This is a genomic window from Cronobacter sp. HA18006 (assembly GCF_011605445.1).
In the GTDB taxonomy this organism is placed as follows: domain Bacteria; phylum Pseudomonadota; class Gammaproteobacteria; order Enterobacterales; family Enterobacteriaceae; genus Cronobacter; species Cronobacter sakazakii.
This window is the reverse complement of the sequence record NZ_JAANQB010000011.1, coordinates 867,734-882,214: the sequence shown is the minus strand read 5'-3', so window position 1 is coordinate 882,214 and position 14,481 is coordinate 867,734. Positions and strand designations below refer to the sequence as shown.

Below are 14,481 nucleotides of genomic sequence, written 5' to 3'. Positions count from 1 at the left end.
ATGTCAGTCAATAAATCGTCAGGTTACTGGCCGCTCTGCATCGCCTGCTTCAGGGCACGGCGTGCGGCGAGCCGCAGGCGGATAAGCCGCCAGAAAATCCACAACAGCGTCGAGGCGGCGATGGCCGCCGTCAGCAGACAGGTATCGTTATAGGCCAGAATATTCGCCTCGGTGCTGGTCACGGTCTGCAACTGTTGCACCGCCTGCGCATTGAGCAGCGTCGGGTCGTTAAGCAGATTGCTCCAGATCTGGCTGTACTGCGCGAGTCGTTCGTTCACCAGCGGGCTTAGCGAGGTGAGCTGGTCGGCGAGCAGGCTGGAGTGATATTTCTCCCGCCAGGTCTGGAACGTGCCGAGCAGCGCCGAGCCGATAAGCCCGCCCAGGTTCTGACTCATGCCGAACAGAACGGAAAAACTCACCAGGTTGCGCGGATCGGCGATAACCCCGCCAATGCCCGCGAGCATCGCCGGGGCCAGGAAAAAGGCGCTGGCAAAGCCCAGAATAAACTGGCTTATCAGCATCTGGTCGGCGCGGGTCTGGCTGGTGGCCTGGCTGTCCATCAGCGAGGCGATGATCATCAGCGCCAGCGAGACCATAATCGGCCAGACGGTTTTTTGCGGATTAATGGTGAGCGCGCTGGTCACGATGCCGCAAATCACGCCCGCGAGGATCGCCAGCGCCAGGTGCGTCATCTGCTCATTCTGCAAACCGATATACTGCAACCAGCCGATGGCACCAGTGTTCTGCTCCGCCAGCACGATGCGGATCAGCACCATAATCAGCCCGAGGCGCACGATACTGCCGCTGGAGAGCCAGCGGGTGTTCAGCAGCGGATTCGTGCGGTTATGCTCGAACGTGATAGCGGCGACGATAAGCACCAGCGACACGCCAAGCGCCCAGCCTATCCACGGCGCTTCAAACCACCAGTCGAGCCGCCCGAGCGACAGCGCGCCGCAGAGCAGCGCCATGCCGGGCGCCATCAGCAGAAACGTAATAAAATCTTTTTTCTCAAACACTTTGCGCCGATCGCCCGGCGGCAGTTTTAGCGCAATCACACAGGCGAGCGAAATCATCGCCAGCCCCAGTTCGAACAGATACAGACCGCGCCACTCTTCAAGTTGCAACAGCTCGGTGGAGAAGAGGCGAGCGATGGGGATCGCGAGCTGCGAGCCGGTAATGCCGATGGTGAGCGCCTTCAGGCGATGCTTCGCGGGCCAGGCCTGGATCTGGTAATAAATGCCGAGCGAACTCAGCGCCGCGCCTACCATGCCGTGCGCGGCACGCACCATGAGGGCGGTGTTGAGATCGTTAACGAACAGATGGAAAAACGTCACCAGCACATAGAGCACCAGAAACCCTTCGGTAAAAGCGCGCAGCCCGTACTGCTGGCGAAATTTCACCAGCAGCAGGTTGATAGAAACGTTGGTCATAACGTAAACCGCGGGCAGCCAGGCGATTTCCGTCGACCAGGCGGCGAAGGTGCCCTGTAAATTTTGCAGGTTCGCCGTGACCATCGCGTTACCGAGCGCGCCGGTCAGACACACCAGCAGCCCGACGATGCCATAGGCGATGCGCTTCCAGGGCGCATGGTGCGGCGTCGACGGCGAGCCGAGCAGCATCGGTTTTTCATGGGGCGCCCACTCGCGTGGCGCATAAGGGTCGTGTTTCACCGATCGCATTACTGTTTTTCAATTTCCTGCAACAAACGGTCCAGTACGCGACGCGTGACGGCCAGTTCTTCCGGGGGAATGGTGGAAAGGATAGTCTCCCTGAGGCTATCTGCCTCGACTTTCACCTTTTCAAACAGCGCCTGGCCTTGTGGTGTGGCGACCAGCAGCCGCTTGCGGCGATCGCCGGGCGGCGTCACGCGCTCAATGAGTTGCTGTTCCACCAGGCGATTCAACAATGGCACCAGCGTCGCGCTCTCCACGCCGAGCTGTTGCGCCAGTTCGCCCTGCGACAGCGGCGTTTCATGGCGCGCAATCGCGGCGACGGCCACCCAGCTTGCCTGGCTCATGCCAAGCCCTTTCAGCCGCCGATCCATCGCGAGACGCCAATGGTGGGCGGTCATCCACAGCAAATGTGAGAAAGTCAGGTCACGCGTATCCACGGCGGTTATCCAATCGTTAGTGCTCTAACTATTCTAGAGCGCGCCATTTTGATAATTCAAGTGAATGTAAATTAATCTTTAAAAAATATTGTGAATGTATCGCGGCGCGTTGTCTGAATTGCAGTCACACCCATTGCCGCTGCGCTATGCTCTGATGCGGCCTGACGCCGCATGAATGAGAGGGAAAGATGCCTGATTATCTGATTGAACCGAGCGACCCGACGCACCCTGACGCTATCGTTTTGCTGGCGGCGCTCTCTGAAACGCTGGCCGCGCTGACTGGCAGCTCGGGCAGGCAGTCGTTTAATAATGACGATGTGCGCGCTGAGGGGGCCACTTTTTTACTGGCGCGCAACGCCAGCGGCACGGCCATCGGCTGTGTGGCCTGTCGGCCTCTGAAGCCGGGCATCGCCGAAATCAAACGCCTGTTCGCGCTGCCGGATAACCCCGGCGCGGGCAGCCAGTTATTAAGCGCGGCGGAGCGCTTCGCGCGCGACGCTGGTTACGATCAGGCGTGGCTTGAGACGCGGCGCACCAATCCGCGCGCGGTAGAGTTTTACCTGCGCCGCGGTTACGAGATTATCGACAACTACGGGCGCTATGTCGGGCAGGAGGATGCGGTCTGCTTCGCAAAACCACTTCAGGAAGAAGGCGAAGATGATGCTCAGCGGGCTTAATCATCTGACGCTCGCGGTGCGCGATGTGGCGCAGAGCCTCGCGTTTTACCACTCGCTGCTGGGGCTGCGGCTGCATGCGCGCTGGGACGGCGGGGCGTATCTCTCCTGCGGCGATCTCTGGCTCTGTCTGTCGCAGGATGACAGCGCCGGGCAGCCTGCGGCGGACTACACGCATTACGCCTTTACCGTAAGCGAGACGGATTTCCCGTTAATGGTGGATAAACTGGCCGCCGCGGGCGTGAAAACCTGGAAAACCAACCGCAGCGAGGGCGACTCCTGGTATTTCCTCGACCCGGACTGGCATCAGCTCGAACTGCACGTCGGCAGCCTCGCCACCCGGCTCGCCGCCTGTCGTGCCGCGCCTTATAAGGGGATGCGGTTTTATGATTAATCACCGCGTGTTTTCTATCACGCGCACGATAAGCGGTGCGGTGATTATCGGGCATATCGCAGATTAGGAGCTCTCCGGTAGGGGATCCGAACGCCAGTCGGTACGCTGGATGCTGGCTTTGACTATGGAGGTGACCATGAACATGATGCCTTTTCCTCTGCTTTCGGAAGGCACGCTGCAGCGTGTTAACCTCATCGGCGCGTGGCTCGCCCGGAACGATTTTGCCGCCGCACCTGCTGCCGGGGACGCTGAGCTGATTGTGCTGGCGGGTAACGCCGTTCTGCCCACCGTGGACGCCGCCGCGCGTCTGGCTAAAGAGAGCGGGCTGCCGCTGCTGATAACCGGCGGGCTGGGTCACTCGACCACGTTCCTCTATGCCGCCGTGGCGCAGCATCCACGCTACAACCATCTGCGCACCACCGGCCTTACGGAGGCGGGAATACTCGCCCGTATCGCCCGCGAGTTTCACGAGGTGCCGGAGGAGCAGATTATTGTTGAAGAAAAATCCACCAACTGTGGCGAGAACGCCCGTTTTACGCGCGAGCTGCTGGATGCGCGCGGTGAACTGCCTGCGCGCGCGGTGCTGATTCAGGACCCGACCATGCAGCGCCGCACCCACGCCACGTTTACCCGCGCCTGGCGCGACGCGCCGACTCCGACGGAGTGGCTGAGTTACCCCGGCGTTCAGCCGGTGCTGGAAAATGGTGCCAGGGCGGTGCAGTTCCGCGAGCCGTCGGAAGGGCTCTGGCCGGTAGAGCGGTATCTGTCGCTGGTGCTGGGGGAGATCCCGCGCCTGCGTAACGACGCAGACGGCTACGGCCCGGCGGGCCGTGATTTCATTGATGAAGTGGTGATCCCGTCTGACGTGCTGAACGCCTGGCAGGCGCTGCATGATGAACCGCAGCTCACCAGCTTTCTGCGTCATCGCTCACTCGCCTGACGACCGACTGCCCGTTTGCGCGATTTATGGCGCAAACGGGCAGCGGCGTGTTGAATAATTGTTATCTCCCGGCGGGACCTCCGCCGTTTTTCCCGACCTGATTCACATTTTCAGCCAAAACGCTTCGTATGCGCGTTTGCTGCTCGTAATTTTTTAACAATTCATTCACCTGTTAAAAACCAATGCGACAGCAGGAGCATGCGATGACAGCACCCGTACAACATCCGATGTATATCGACGGTCAGTTCGTTCAGTGGCAGGGCGAGGCGTGGATCGATGTCGTGAATCCCGCCACAGAGGCGCTGATTTCCCGTATCCCGGACGGAACGGCAGAGGACGCGCGCCGCGCCATTGACGCCGCCGCCCGCGCGCAGGCGGGCTGGGAGGCGCTGCCCGCCATCGAGCGCGCCGGATGGCTGCGTAAAATCGCCGCCGGCATCCGCGAAAAGGCGGCGGAAATCAGCGCGCTGATTGTGGCGGAAGGCGGCAAAACGCAGCAGCTCGCGAGCGTTGAAGTCAGCTTCACGGCGGATTACATCGACTATATGGCCGAATGGGCGCGCCGTTATGAAGGCGAAATCCTGCAAAGCGACCGGCCGGGCGAAAATATTCTGGTGTTTAAGCGCGCGCTCGGTGTTACCACCGGCATTCTGCCGTGGAATTTCCCGTTCTTCCTGATCGCCCGCAAAATGGCGCCTGCGCTGATCACCGGCAATACCATTGTGATTAAACCGAGCGAATTCACGCCGAATAACGCCATCGCGTTTGCGCAGATTGTTCATAACGTGGGCCTGCCGGCGGGCGTGTTTAACCTGGTCCTGGGGCGCGGCGAAACCGTCGGACAGGAGCTGGCCGGTAACCCGAAAGTGGCGCTGGTAAGCATGACCGGCAGCGTCGGCGCGGGTGAGAAAATCATGATGGCGGCTGCGAAAAACATCACCAAAGTCTGCCTTGAGCTTGGCGGCAAAGCGCCTGCTATCGTGATGGACGATGCTAATGTGTCGCTTGCGGTAAAAGCGATTGTTGATTCGCGCGTGATTAACTCCGGTCAGGTCTGTAACTGCGCCGAGCGCGTTTATGTGCAGAAGGGCATTTATGACCATTTTGTCAGCGCGCTTGGCGAGGCGCTGAGCGCGGTGAAATTTGGCGATCCGGCAGCGCGTGATGATATCGCGATGGGGCCGCTGATTAACGCGGCTGCGCTGGCGCGCGTGAAAGAAAAAGTGGCGCGCGCGGTCAGCGAGGGCGCGACGGTGGCGCTCGGCGGCAAGGCGGTGGAGGGCAAAGGCTATTTTTACCCGCCGACGCTGCTGGTAGATGTGCGCCAGGAGATGAGCATCATGCATGAAGAGACGTTCGGCCCGGTGCTGCCGGTCGTCACGTTCGATACGCTGGAAGAGGCCATTGCGATGGCGAATGACAGCGAATATGGCCTGACGTCGTCGATTTACACGCAGTCGCTCGCCACCGCGATGAAAGCGATTAACGGGCTGAAGTTTGGCGAAACTTACATCAACCGTGAAAACTTCGAAGCGATGCAGGGGTTCCACGCGGGCTGGCGTAAATCCGGGATCGGCGGGGCGGATGGCAAACACGGGCTGCATGAATATCTGCAAACCCAGGTTGTCTATCTGCAAAGCTAACCGTTTCAGGGCCGCCTGCGGGCGGCCCGCTGCGTCAGAGTTTGCTCTCAATCCAGTTCATCAGCAGCGCTGGCCAGAGGTGCGCGGGCAGCCCCAGGGCATCGCGAATGCCAAACCCGTGTTGCCCCTGTTCAAAAAGATGCATCTCCACCGGCACGCCCTGCGCGTGCAGCGCGTTAAACATCAGCAGGCTGTTTTCCACTTTCACCGCCGGGTCATCCACCGCGTGCAGTAAAAACGCGGGCGGGGTGTCGCGGGTGATCGCTTTTTCCGGCGAATAGCGGTGGATGGCGCGGTCATCGGGCTGTGTGCCGATAAGCGCCTCCCGTGAGCCGGGGTGCGCCACCGGTTCCTCCATCGTCATCACCGGATAGACCAGCCCCATAAAGGCCGGGCGGGCGCTGAACGCGTCGGTTTCATCCAGCGGCGCGTAGACCGCGTCATTCCAGCGGGTGCCGAGGCTTGCGGCAGCATGACCGCCTGCGGAAAAGCCCAGCACGCCGAGTTTATCCGGGTCGAGTTGCCAGCGTGACGCCTGGGCGCGGATAAGCCGCATGGCGCGCTGGAGATCGGCGAGCGGGGCGTCGGCACCTTCGGCGTGGCCGTCGGCGGGCAGGCGATAGGTCATCACAAACAGCGTATAGCCGCGGTCGTTAAACGCGGGTGCCAGGGCGCTGCCTTCTTTGTCGAGCACCACGCGACGGTACGAACCGCCGGGCGTCACCAGAATGCCGGTGCCGTTGGGATGTTCCGGCGCATAAACCACAATACGCGGCGCACGCACACCGGTGACGGAACGGTCAAGCTCGCTGTCGCCGGTCAGGCGCTCCTCAAGGGTGAACTCGGCATGGCTCTGGCGCGCGCCCGGCGCGTCGCCCTGTGGCCAGACGGATATTTCGTGGCTGCGCGCGACCGCTTCGCGCATACGGGTTAACAGAACCTCGTGGGCATTCATACGCTCTCCTTTAATATGCGGTGGCGGCATGAAAACTAATGAATATTTAATCTTCAGCCGTTATCCTGGTGTTTTCGTTGCGTTTAATCAGGATAGTCTTATGCGCAGTAAATACACGTCATTGCAAATCACGCTTCACTGGCTGGTGTTTGTTCTGGTGGTTATGGCTTATGCGGCGATGGAGCTGCGCGGGCTGGTGCCGCTTCCTGTCGGGCGGCTCTTTATCTGGACGCACTTTAGCTGCGGCATCGCGATTCTGGTGTTGATGGTCACACGCCTGCTGGTGCGCATTAAATATCCCGCGCCGCCCATCGTGCCGAAACCGCGGGCGATGTATATCGGGCTTTCCCATCTGGTGCATCTGGTCATCTACCTGATGTTTATCGGCCTGCCGCTGCTCGGGATCGTTGCCAAATATTATGGCGGCAGCCCGTGGTTTGCGTTTGGCATCAGCATGCCGGTGGCCGCCGAGCCGGATGAAGATCTCGAAATGCAGTTGCGCGCCATTCACGCGTTTATCGCGAATCTCAGCTACTTTGTCATAGGGCTTCATGCCGCGGCGGCGCTGGCGCATCACTACTTCTGGAAAGACAACACGCTGCTGCGCATGATGCCGGGCAAGCGCGATTAGCGCGCGCCGAAGTGTGATCCGGGTGGCTTTTTATGCCGGGCTGCGTGGCTTAGCTCACATTTTGAACGGTGCGACGTGGGCGGTCTGGTCACGGCGGCTTATAGATCTATATCTATTATAGAAACACTCGCGCCCTATCAGCGCACCAGCCGGGAGAGTCAGCATGACGCAGTCAGTGCAACGTGAAGCGACAGGAGTGGAAGTGGACGAACAGGCGCAACTGGCGCGTAAACTGCGAAAGGTGCTGCTGGCGACGGGCGTGGGGCATTTTGTCGAGTGGTTCGATTTTGGGCTTTACGGCACGCTGGCGGCCATTATCGGGATGCAGTTTTTCCAGACCGGCGACCCGGCGGCGGCGCTGCTTTCGTCTTTCGCGGTATTTGGCGCAGGCTTTATTATGCGCCCGCTCGGCGGGCTTTATTTCGGCTCGCTTGGCGACCGCATCGGCCGCAAGCGCGTACTGGCGACGGTCATTCTGCTCACCTCCGGTGCCACTTTCATTATGGGGCTGCTCCCCACGTACCATCAGATTGGCCTGCTGGCGCCCGCGCTGCTGGTGCTGACTCGCCTGGTGCAGGGCTTTGCGGCGGGCGGTGAGACGTCCGGCGCGACCACGTTTCTCGCGGAATATGCCCCGGTGGATAAACGCGGGTACTTCACCTGCTGGATCGATAACTTCGGTTTTATGGCGTTTGTGGCGGGCTCCGGGCTGGTATTTTTACTGACCGCCAGTCTTGGCGAAACCGCGATGAACGACTGGGGCTGGCGCATTCCGTTTTTGATCGCCGGGCCGCTCGGCTGGGTAGGGCTTTATCTGCGAACACACCTTGAAGACACGCCGGAATTCCAGGCGGCGGCCAAAGCAGGGACCACAAAGGCCACGCCGCTGCGCAGTACGCTTAAAAGCGCCCGCGGCGCGCTGCTCTTTTGCGTCGGGTTTGTGGTTATCAAAGCGGTCGGCCACTGGATGCTGCAAACCTTTATGCCGGGCTACCTGATAACGCAGATGCACTTCAGCAAGCTCGACGCTTACGCCATTACGACCATCGGACTGTTCGGCATCGCGGTCCTGGTGCCGTTTATGGGCTGGCTCTCCGACCGCTATGGCCGCAGGCCCCTGATGCTTGCAGGCTGCGGCGGGTTTATCCTCTTTACCTATCCGGCGCTGATGGTGATGGCGAACGGCGATATGCTCTCCGCGGTGCTCGCGATGCTGCTGCTGGGCGCGTTTATCGCCGCCTTTGACGGCGCGTGCAGCGCAGCGATGGCTGAACTGTTCCCGACCAGCGTGCGCTACGGCGGGCTGTCGGTCGCCTATAACCTGTCGGTGGCCTTTTTCGGCGGCATCACGCCGTGGTTCTCGGCGTTTCTCATCGCTTCCACCGGTAATCTTTTCTCACCCGCGTTTTATGTCATGGGCGCGGCGCTGATCACCTTTATTACCGTGATGCGCGCTCGCGAAACCGCCGGGCTGCCGCTGCGCCGCTAAACCTCCATGCTTCGGCCGGGTTTATTCCCGAAACACCGGGAGATCCACCGGCCAGGCGTTGCGCAGGCTCAAAAGCTGGCAGTGGACGAATCTCGCTTCACGCTGATACCAGAAGCCGAAAGACTGCGTCATCTGGTCATACACCATGCTGTCCAGATTCGCGAACGGGAAAATCACTAAACTTCCCCGCTGCGTGCGTCCGCCGCCCGTTTCAAAATGATCGCGGCCCCACGCCTCCTGCGTATGTTCATAGCGATGCAGTATCACTTCAATGGTCTCCCTGCCGGGGCAGCGCAGCATCAGCACACTGTTGTCAAACGCGAAGGGGTAAACGGATGGGGGGAAGATCGAGAGTAAAGCCACTAACAATAATTTTTTCATACCACTCCTGTCCTCTACAGGGCGGCAGTTATGTCATCCTGCAAAGGTGTTGGTATTGAGATATATCATGCTGTTAGTTTGGTTGAGGGTTATATATACAACTGGTGAATGATTTTTAGGCAGATAAATAGTTGATGAATTTACTGGTGATAAAAAGAACTTTGCTATCATTAATTTCGTCTTACCAAGTCATAGAGATTCACAGCTAAAGAATCGTGTCTGTGTAGGATAAGTAAAATACAGCAGAGAAACTAGACTCGTAAATACAAGATCTATTTCACAAACGGCACTTTCCATTTTAAATAAAATCTTATGGCTATGTAAGTCTATAAACAATGCAGGAGGTTTTATATGGATAACTATCACATCACAAAAGAGGGTGATAAGTGGAAATTACAAAAAGAAGGTAATACGAAGCCGAGCAAGACGGCAGGCACTAAGGCTGATCTGATTAGACAGACCCAGGATTTTATGGCTGATAAAAAAGCGTCAGTCAAAATTCACACATCAGATGGCAGGATCCAGGAAGAAAGAACTTATCACAGGAAAGATGATCCAAAAAAATCGAAAGGATAGAGTAAAAATAGCCGCTTTACTCGCGGCTATATTCATTAAAAAACGAATGCGTCCAAATTTTGCTTTTTATTGATATGCAAATTTATCTATTGCGTGTCTCAGGTCTTGCTGTTTTAAAATATCATCAACTTATTCGCGTTTCATAAGGCGAAACAGGAGATAAAGCATAAGTGAACTGATCACTATAGCAGTGCAGGTAAAAACATATAAGATAAAGTCCATTACGCTTTCATCGCCGTAATACCCCATATGCTCTGCAAAGGCATATTGAAGTGTTGCTGGTATGAAAAAGTAGAGGGTCTTCACCGTGACAATGAAGATAATGAACCATGTAAATATCATTAATAAATATTTCATTAGTAAACCTGTATAACGCCATGCGCTATTAAATAATTTCCTACGTATTTCCCGCTTGTTCGGAGAATAGCTCTGGCAAGTATATCAAAATCCTGCTGACTATAAAGCGTGATGCATCCTTTACTTAACCCACTTGGACCAATCGGATGGAGCCGGAACATTCCCCTAAGTACACCATTGATAAGTGTACTGTCATCAATTTTCCCATCGTCGCGATACAAAGCAAACCAGGTGCTGCGATCCGAGCCAGTAAAAAAAGCATTTGCATCATCCCTGAATCGGGCAAAGGTACCGCCCCTACCACGTAAAATAATGTAGTAACGCCCACACGGTAAGGGGCCAATATCTTTTAGCTCCGTTTTAGTTGGGTTATTAGTAGCAGAACTATTACCAGAAAAAGCTGAGAAAAAACCGACACCCGGACATGAAAGCGTGCCAATACTTTTCCCATTAAGATGGAAAGTACACCGTAGTAGATCCATTACCATCACTCCATGTGAATGTTATCGCTAAAATTTTTAACTCTTAAATGTAAGGTTGTTTTTAACAAATGTTTGGTGCATTAACGGCGATTGTTAAGTCATATAAAGATTGAAAAGGCATAAAAATCCTGAAAGTAGAAGAAAAAATAAAATGGCGCTTTTAGCGCGTGTTGTTTTGATTTATTGTGCTATAAGTTTTTTATAATCAATAAGTTGAATTGTATTTTTTTGTATTTATTCATTTGCTCAATTGTTTGCTCACGCATTTTATCTAAAGCCGTTTCCCTTCCCGCAAAAACGCACCGCCTGAAAATGATCGTTTGCAGAGTCGGAAGCGTTTCTATACCATACCCCCCTATAGTATCTACGAGGCGAAAACCATGCCGCATTCTCCTGAAGATAAAAAACGCATTCTGACTCGCGTGCGCCGCATTCGCGGGCAGGCGGAGGCGCTGGAGCGCGCACTGGAAGCGGGTGAACCCTGTCTCCATATCCTCCAGCAAATCGCCGCCGTGCGCGGCGCCGCCAACGGCCTGATGGGCGAAATGGTGGAAATTCACTTAAAAGATGAGCTGGTCAGCGGTGAGACCACACCGGAGCAGCGCGCGCAGCGGATGGCGGAAATCGGCCAGCTTTTGCGCGCTTATCTAAAATAACTACGACGACTCACTACAACGGAAGGACATTATGAAATCACGTGCAGCAGTCGCATTTGGCCCTGGCAAACCGCTGGAAATCGTTGAGATTGACGTCGCGCCGCCGAAAAAGGGCGAAGTGCTGGTCAAAATTACCCACACCGGCGTGTGCCACACCGATGCGTTCACGCTCTCCGGCGACGATCCGGAAGGCGTCTTCCCGGCGGTGCTCGGTCATGAAGGCGGCGGCGTGGTCGTGGAAGTGGGCGAAGGCGTCACCAGCCTGAAGCCGGGCGACCATGTGATCCCGCTCTATACCGCTGAGTGCGGCGAGTGCAAGTTCTGTAAATCCGGTAAAACCAACCTCTGCCAGGCCGTGCGCGCCACCCAGGGCAAAGGCCTGATGCCGGATGGCACCACCCGTTTCTCTTACAACGGCGAGCCGGTTTATCACTACATGGGCACCAGCACCTTCAGCGAATACACCGTTTGCGCTGAGATTTCACTGGCGAAAGTAAACCCGCAGGCACCGCTCGATAAAGTCTGCCTGCTGGGCTGCGGCGTCACCACTGGTATCGGCGCGGTGCACAACACCGCTAAAGTGAAAGAGGGCGATACGGTTGCCGTGTTCGGCCTCGGCGGTATTGGCCTTGCGGTAATCCAGGGCGCGGTACAGGCGAAGGCCGGGCGCATTCTGGCCATCGACACCAACCCGGAGAAATTTAAGCTGGCGGGTGAAATGGGCGCGACCGATTTCGTTAACCCGAAGGATTACGACAAGCCGATTCAGGACGTTATCGTTGAGATGACCGATGGCGGCGTCGATTTCAGCTTCGAGTGCATCGGCAATGTCAACGTGATGCGCGCGGCGCTGGAATGCTGCCATAAAGGCTGGGGTGAAAGCGTTATCATCGGCGTGGCGGGCGCAGGTCAGGAGATCAAAACGCGTCCGTTCCAGCTGGTGACAGGCCGCGTCTGGCGCGGTTCGGCGTTCGGCGGCGTGAAAGGGCGCACCCAGCTGCCGGGCATGGTGGAAGACGCGATGGCGGGCAAGATTCGCCTCGATCCTTTCATCACCCACCGCCTGCCGCTTGAGAAAATCAACGAGGCGTTTGACCTGATGCACGAAGGCAAATCGATTCGTACCGTTATCCACTTCGGCGACAAATAACCTTATCTGCCAGCGGTTTAGCGACTGCTGGCCTTTTCACTTTCCCCGGCTTTAGCCCCTCTTTTCGAATCTGTGAGCCAGGTATCGCTTTTAAGGGTAAGCGTTTACGCCATTCTGCCGATGTCCTAAAGGCAAGACTCTATATTGCATCTTACCCAAAGGGAAATCGTGGCCATGAATAAAACAACAACCCGTGATGCCGGGGCGCTCAGCTTCTGGCATCACATTCGGCTTGTCCCGCTGTTCTCCGTCATCCTGGGAGGGATTCTGGTGTTGTTCGCGCTTTGCGGCGGGCTGGCTGGATACTTCCTTATGCAGGGCGACAGCGCGCTCAACAACGTAACGCAGGAAATACAGATCCGCAGTGGGCTTGCGGACAGCGCCAACCAGCTTCGCACGGCGCGTATCAATATGATCCACGCCGGTGCGGCCAGCCGTGTCGCGGAGATGGACGCGATGAAGCGCAACATTGCCGATGCAGAAAAGGCGATAGCGCAGGCCAACGTTGGCTTTAAACAGTATATGGATCGCGAGACGCACGCGGATTCAGAAGCGGCGCTCGACAGCGAGCTGAAAGCCCGTTACGACGCCTACATCAGCGGCCTTGCGCCGATGCTGAAATATGCCAAAAACGGCATGTTCGAAGCGATTATCGAACATGAAAACGAAACCGCCCGCAAGCTTGACGACGACTACAACCAGGTGCTGGCGAAAGCGCTGGCGAGCCGCACCGATCGCGTTGAGCAACTGCGCAGCGACGCCAGCAGCCGCACGCATTTCAGCCTGATGGTGATGGTCGCCGCGTTTATTGTTGCGCTGGTGATGTCGCTGCTCACCTTCGTGGTCCTGCGTCGCGTGGTTATCGTTCCGCTGCAACATGCGGCGACGCGCATTGAAACCATCGCCAGCGGCGATCTGACGCTGCCGGAAGAGGCGACAGGGCGCAGTGAAATCGGCCGCCTGAGCCAGCATCTGCAAATGATGCAGCGATCGCTGGTGAAAACCGTCAGCGCCGTGCGCGAAGGCGCGCAGGCGATTTACCAGGGCACCAGCGAAATCTCAGCGGGTAATACCGATCTCTCTTCACGCACCGAGCAGCAGGCCGCCGCGCTTGAGCAGACCGCCGCCAGCATGGAACAACTGACCGCCACCGTGAAACAGAACGCCGATAACGCTCACCACGCCAGCAAACTGGCGCAGGACGCCTCCGGTAAAGCCACCACCGGCGGGCAGATTGTCTCCGGTGTCGTCACCACGATGGGCAATATCTCCAGCAGCTCGAAGAAAATCTCTGAAATCACGGCGGTGATTAACAGCATCGCCTTCCAGACCAACATTCTCGCGCTTAACGCCGCGGTGGAAGCGGCGCGTGCGGGCGAGCAGGGCCGTGGCTTCGCGGTCGTCGCCAGCGAAGTGCGCACGCTGGCGAGCCGCAGCGCTCAGGCGGCGAAAGAGATTGAAGGGCTTATCAGCGAATCGGTGGCGCTCATCGATCGCGGCTCCAGCGAAGTCGTCAACGCGGGCGATACCATGAAGGGCATCGTCGAGGCGGTGAAACGTCTGACCGACATCATGCTGGAAATCGCGGCAGCGTCGGATGAACAGCGCCAGGGCATTGAGCAGGTGGCGCAGGCCATCGCCGAAATGGACAACGTGACGCAGCAGAACGCCTCGCTGGTGGAAGAGGCGTCGGCCGCGGCAGTATCGCTCGAAGAGCAGGCCGGACGTCTCACCCAGGCCGTGGGCGCGTTCCGCTTAAGTGGCGCCTCAGCCGCGCGTAAAAACGAGCCGCAACCGCCTGCCGCACAGCCGCTGGCGCCGGTTGTACCGCGCGCGGCGCTCGCCCAAAGCGAGCACTGGGAAACCTTCTGATCTATCAAGGGCAGCGCAGTCTGCCCGTCGCCATACTCTTAGCCTGACCTTTGCCGCTCCCGTGAGCGGCTTTTTTTTTGCGCACCGTTTTCGGATTATGCTGTATCACTTTTCGCGTTTGCCGCCTGGCTTATTTCCGCATTCCTTGTCCATGCTTAAAGGGCTTTACTT

15 protein-coding genes are annotated in these 14,481 nt (G+C 57.4%); 10 read left to right on the top strand and 5 right to left on the bottom strand.

All coding sequences use genetic code 11. The features are described from left to right. Positions 1-23: 23 nt before the first annotated feature. Positions 24-1,679, bottom strand: coding sequence for an MFS transporter (locus G9X48_RS05935; protein WP_038880344.1), 1,656 nt, complete (start codon positions 1,677-1,679; stop codon positions 24-26). Beyond that, positions 1,679-2,110, bottom strand: coding sequence for a MarR family transcriptional regulator (locus G9X48_RS05930; protein ID WP_004388354.1), 432 nt, complete (start codon positions 2,108-2,110; stop codon positions 1,679-1,681). Before G9X48_RS05930 ends, G9X48_RS05935 begins: the two co-directional genes overlap by 1 nt. Positions 2,111-2,298: 188 nt before the next feature. On the opposite strand from G9X48_RS05930, the gene G9X48_RS05925 reads away from it, so the two are divergent. From G9X48_RS05925 to aldA, 4 genes are all read left to right on the top strand, one after another. Continuing rightward, positions 2,299-2,787, top strand: a complete 489-nt coding sequence (locus G9X48_RS05925; protein WP_012124669.1) for a GNAT family N-acetyltransferase — start codon at positions 2,299-2,301, stop codon at positions 2,785-2,787. Beyond that, entirely contained in the window at positions 2,771-3,178 is a 408-nt protein-coding gene (gene fos, locus G9X48_RS05920) for a FosA family fosfomycin resistance glutathione transferase (protein WP_097641880.1), read from the top strand. The genes G9X48_RS05925 and fos overlap by 17 nt, the downstream gene beginning before the upstream one ends. A gap of 136 nt (positions 3,179-3,314) precedes the next feature. Then, positions 3,315-4,118: a YdcF family protein gene (locus G9X48_RS05915; RefSeq protein ID WP_076729149.1), complete on the top strand. Its 804-nt coding sequence runs from the start codon at positions 3,315-3,317 to the stop codon at positions 4,116-4,118. Between the two features lie 203 nt (positions 4,119-4,321). After that, positions 4,322-5,761: an aldehyde dehydrogenase gene (aldA, locus tag G9X48_RS05910; RefSeq protein ID WP_097570613.1), complete on the top strand. Its 1,440-nt coding sequence runs from the start codon at positions 4,322-4,324 to the stop codon at positions 5,759-5,761. 34 nt (positions 5,762-5,795) lie between these two features. Here the strand turns inward: aldA and G9X48_RS05905 are convergent, their stop codons facing one another. Continuing rightward, positions 5,796-6,716: an alpha/beta hydrolase gene (locus tag G9X48_RS05905; protein ID WP_054624794.1), complete on the bottom strand. Its 921-nt coding sequence runs from the start codon at positions 6,714-6,716 to the stop codon at positions 5,796-5,798. A gap of 100 nt (positions 6,717-6,816) precedes the next feature. Here G9X48_RS05905 and cybB point away from each other — a divergent pair, with 100 nt between their 5' ends. Then, positions 6,817-7,347, top strand: coding sequence for a cytochrome b561 (gene cybB, locus G9X48_RS05900; RefSeq protein ID WP_097570636.1), 531 nt, complete (start codon positions 6,817-6,819; stop codon positions 7,345-7,347). Between the two features lie 163 nt (positions 7,348-7,510). Further along, positions 7,511-8,836 carry an MFS transporter gene (locus tag G9X48_RS05895; RefSeq protein WP_097640647.1) on the top strand — a complete coding sequence of 442 codons (1,326 nt, stop codon included), beginning with the start codon at positions 7,511-7,513 and terminating at the stop codon, positions 8,834-8,836. Positions 8,837-8,857: 21 nt separating this feature from the next. Here the strand turns inward: G9X48_RS05895 and G9X48_RS05890 are convergent, their stop codons facing one another. Beyond that, entirely contained in the window at positions 8,858-9,217 is a 360-nt protein-coding gene (locus G9X48_RS05890; RefSeq protein WP_097570611.1) for a hypothetical protein, read from the bottom strand. Between the two features lie 351 nt (positions 9,218-9,568). On the opposite strand from G9X48_RS05890, the gene G9X48_RS05885 reads away from it, so the two are divergent. Next, the gene (locus tag G9X48_RS05885; protein WP_029039387.1) at positions 9,569-9,793 is read left to right on the top strand and encodes a DUF2188 domain-containing protein; all 225 of its coding nucleotides are present in this window, start codon (positions 9,569-9,571) and stop codon (positions 9,791-9,793) included. 356 nt (positions 9,794-10,149) lie between these two features. Here G9X48_RS05885 and G9X48_RS05880 read toward each other — a convergent pair whose 3' ends face one another. Then, positions 10,150-10,632 carry a DUF2778 domain-containing protein gene (locus G9X48_RS05880; protein ID WP_097640646.1) on the bottom strand — a complete coding sequence of 161 codons (483 nt, stop codon included), beginning with the start codon at positions 10,630-10,632 and terminating at the stop codon, positions 10,150-10,152. Between the two features lie 380 nt (positions 10,633-11,012). Here G9X48_RS05880 and G9X48_RS05875 point away from each other — a divergent pair, with 380 nt between their 5' ends. The 3 genes from G9X48_RS05875 to G9X48_RS05865 all read left to right on the top strand — a co-directional run bounded on the left by G9X48_RS05875 (position 11,013) and on the right by G9X48_RS05865 (position 14,310). Beyond that, entirely contained in the window at positions 11,013-11,288 is a 276-nt protein-coding gene (locus G9X48_RS05875) for a metal/formaldehyde-sensitive transcriptional repressor (protein ID WP_032989469.1), read from the top strand. Between the two features lie 31 nt (positions 11,289-11,319). Then, positions 11,320-12,438 carry an S-(hydroxymethyl)glutathione dehydrogenase/class III alcohol dehydrogenase gene (locus G9X48_RS05870; protein ID WP_007901873.1) on the top strand — a complete coding sequence of 373 codons (1,119 nt, stop codon included), beginning with the start codon at positions 11,320-11,322 and terminating at the stop codon, positions 12,436-12,438. A gap of 174 nt (positions 12,439-12,612) precedes the next feature. Beyond that, positions 12,613-14,310 carry a methyl-accepting chemotaxis protein gene (locus tag G9X48_RS05865; RefSeq protein WP_080320724.1) on the top strand — a complete coding sequence of 566 codons (1,698 nt, stop codon included), beginning with the start codon at positions 12,613-12,615 and terminating at the stop codon, positions 14,308-14,310. The last annotated feature ends 171 nt before the right edge of the window (positions 14,311-14,481 follow it).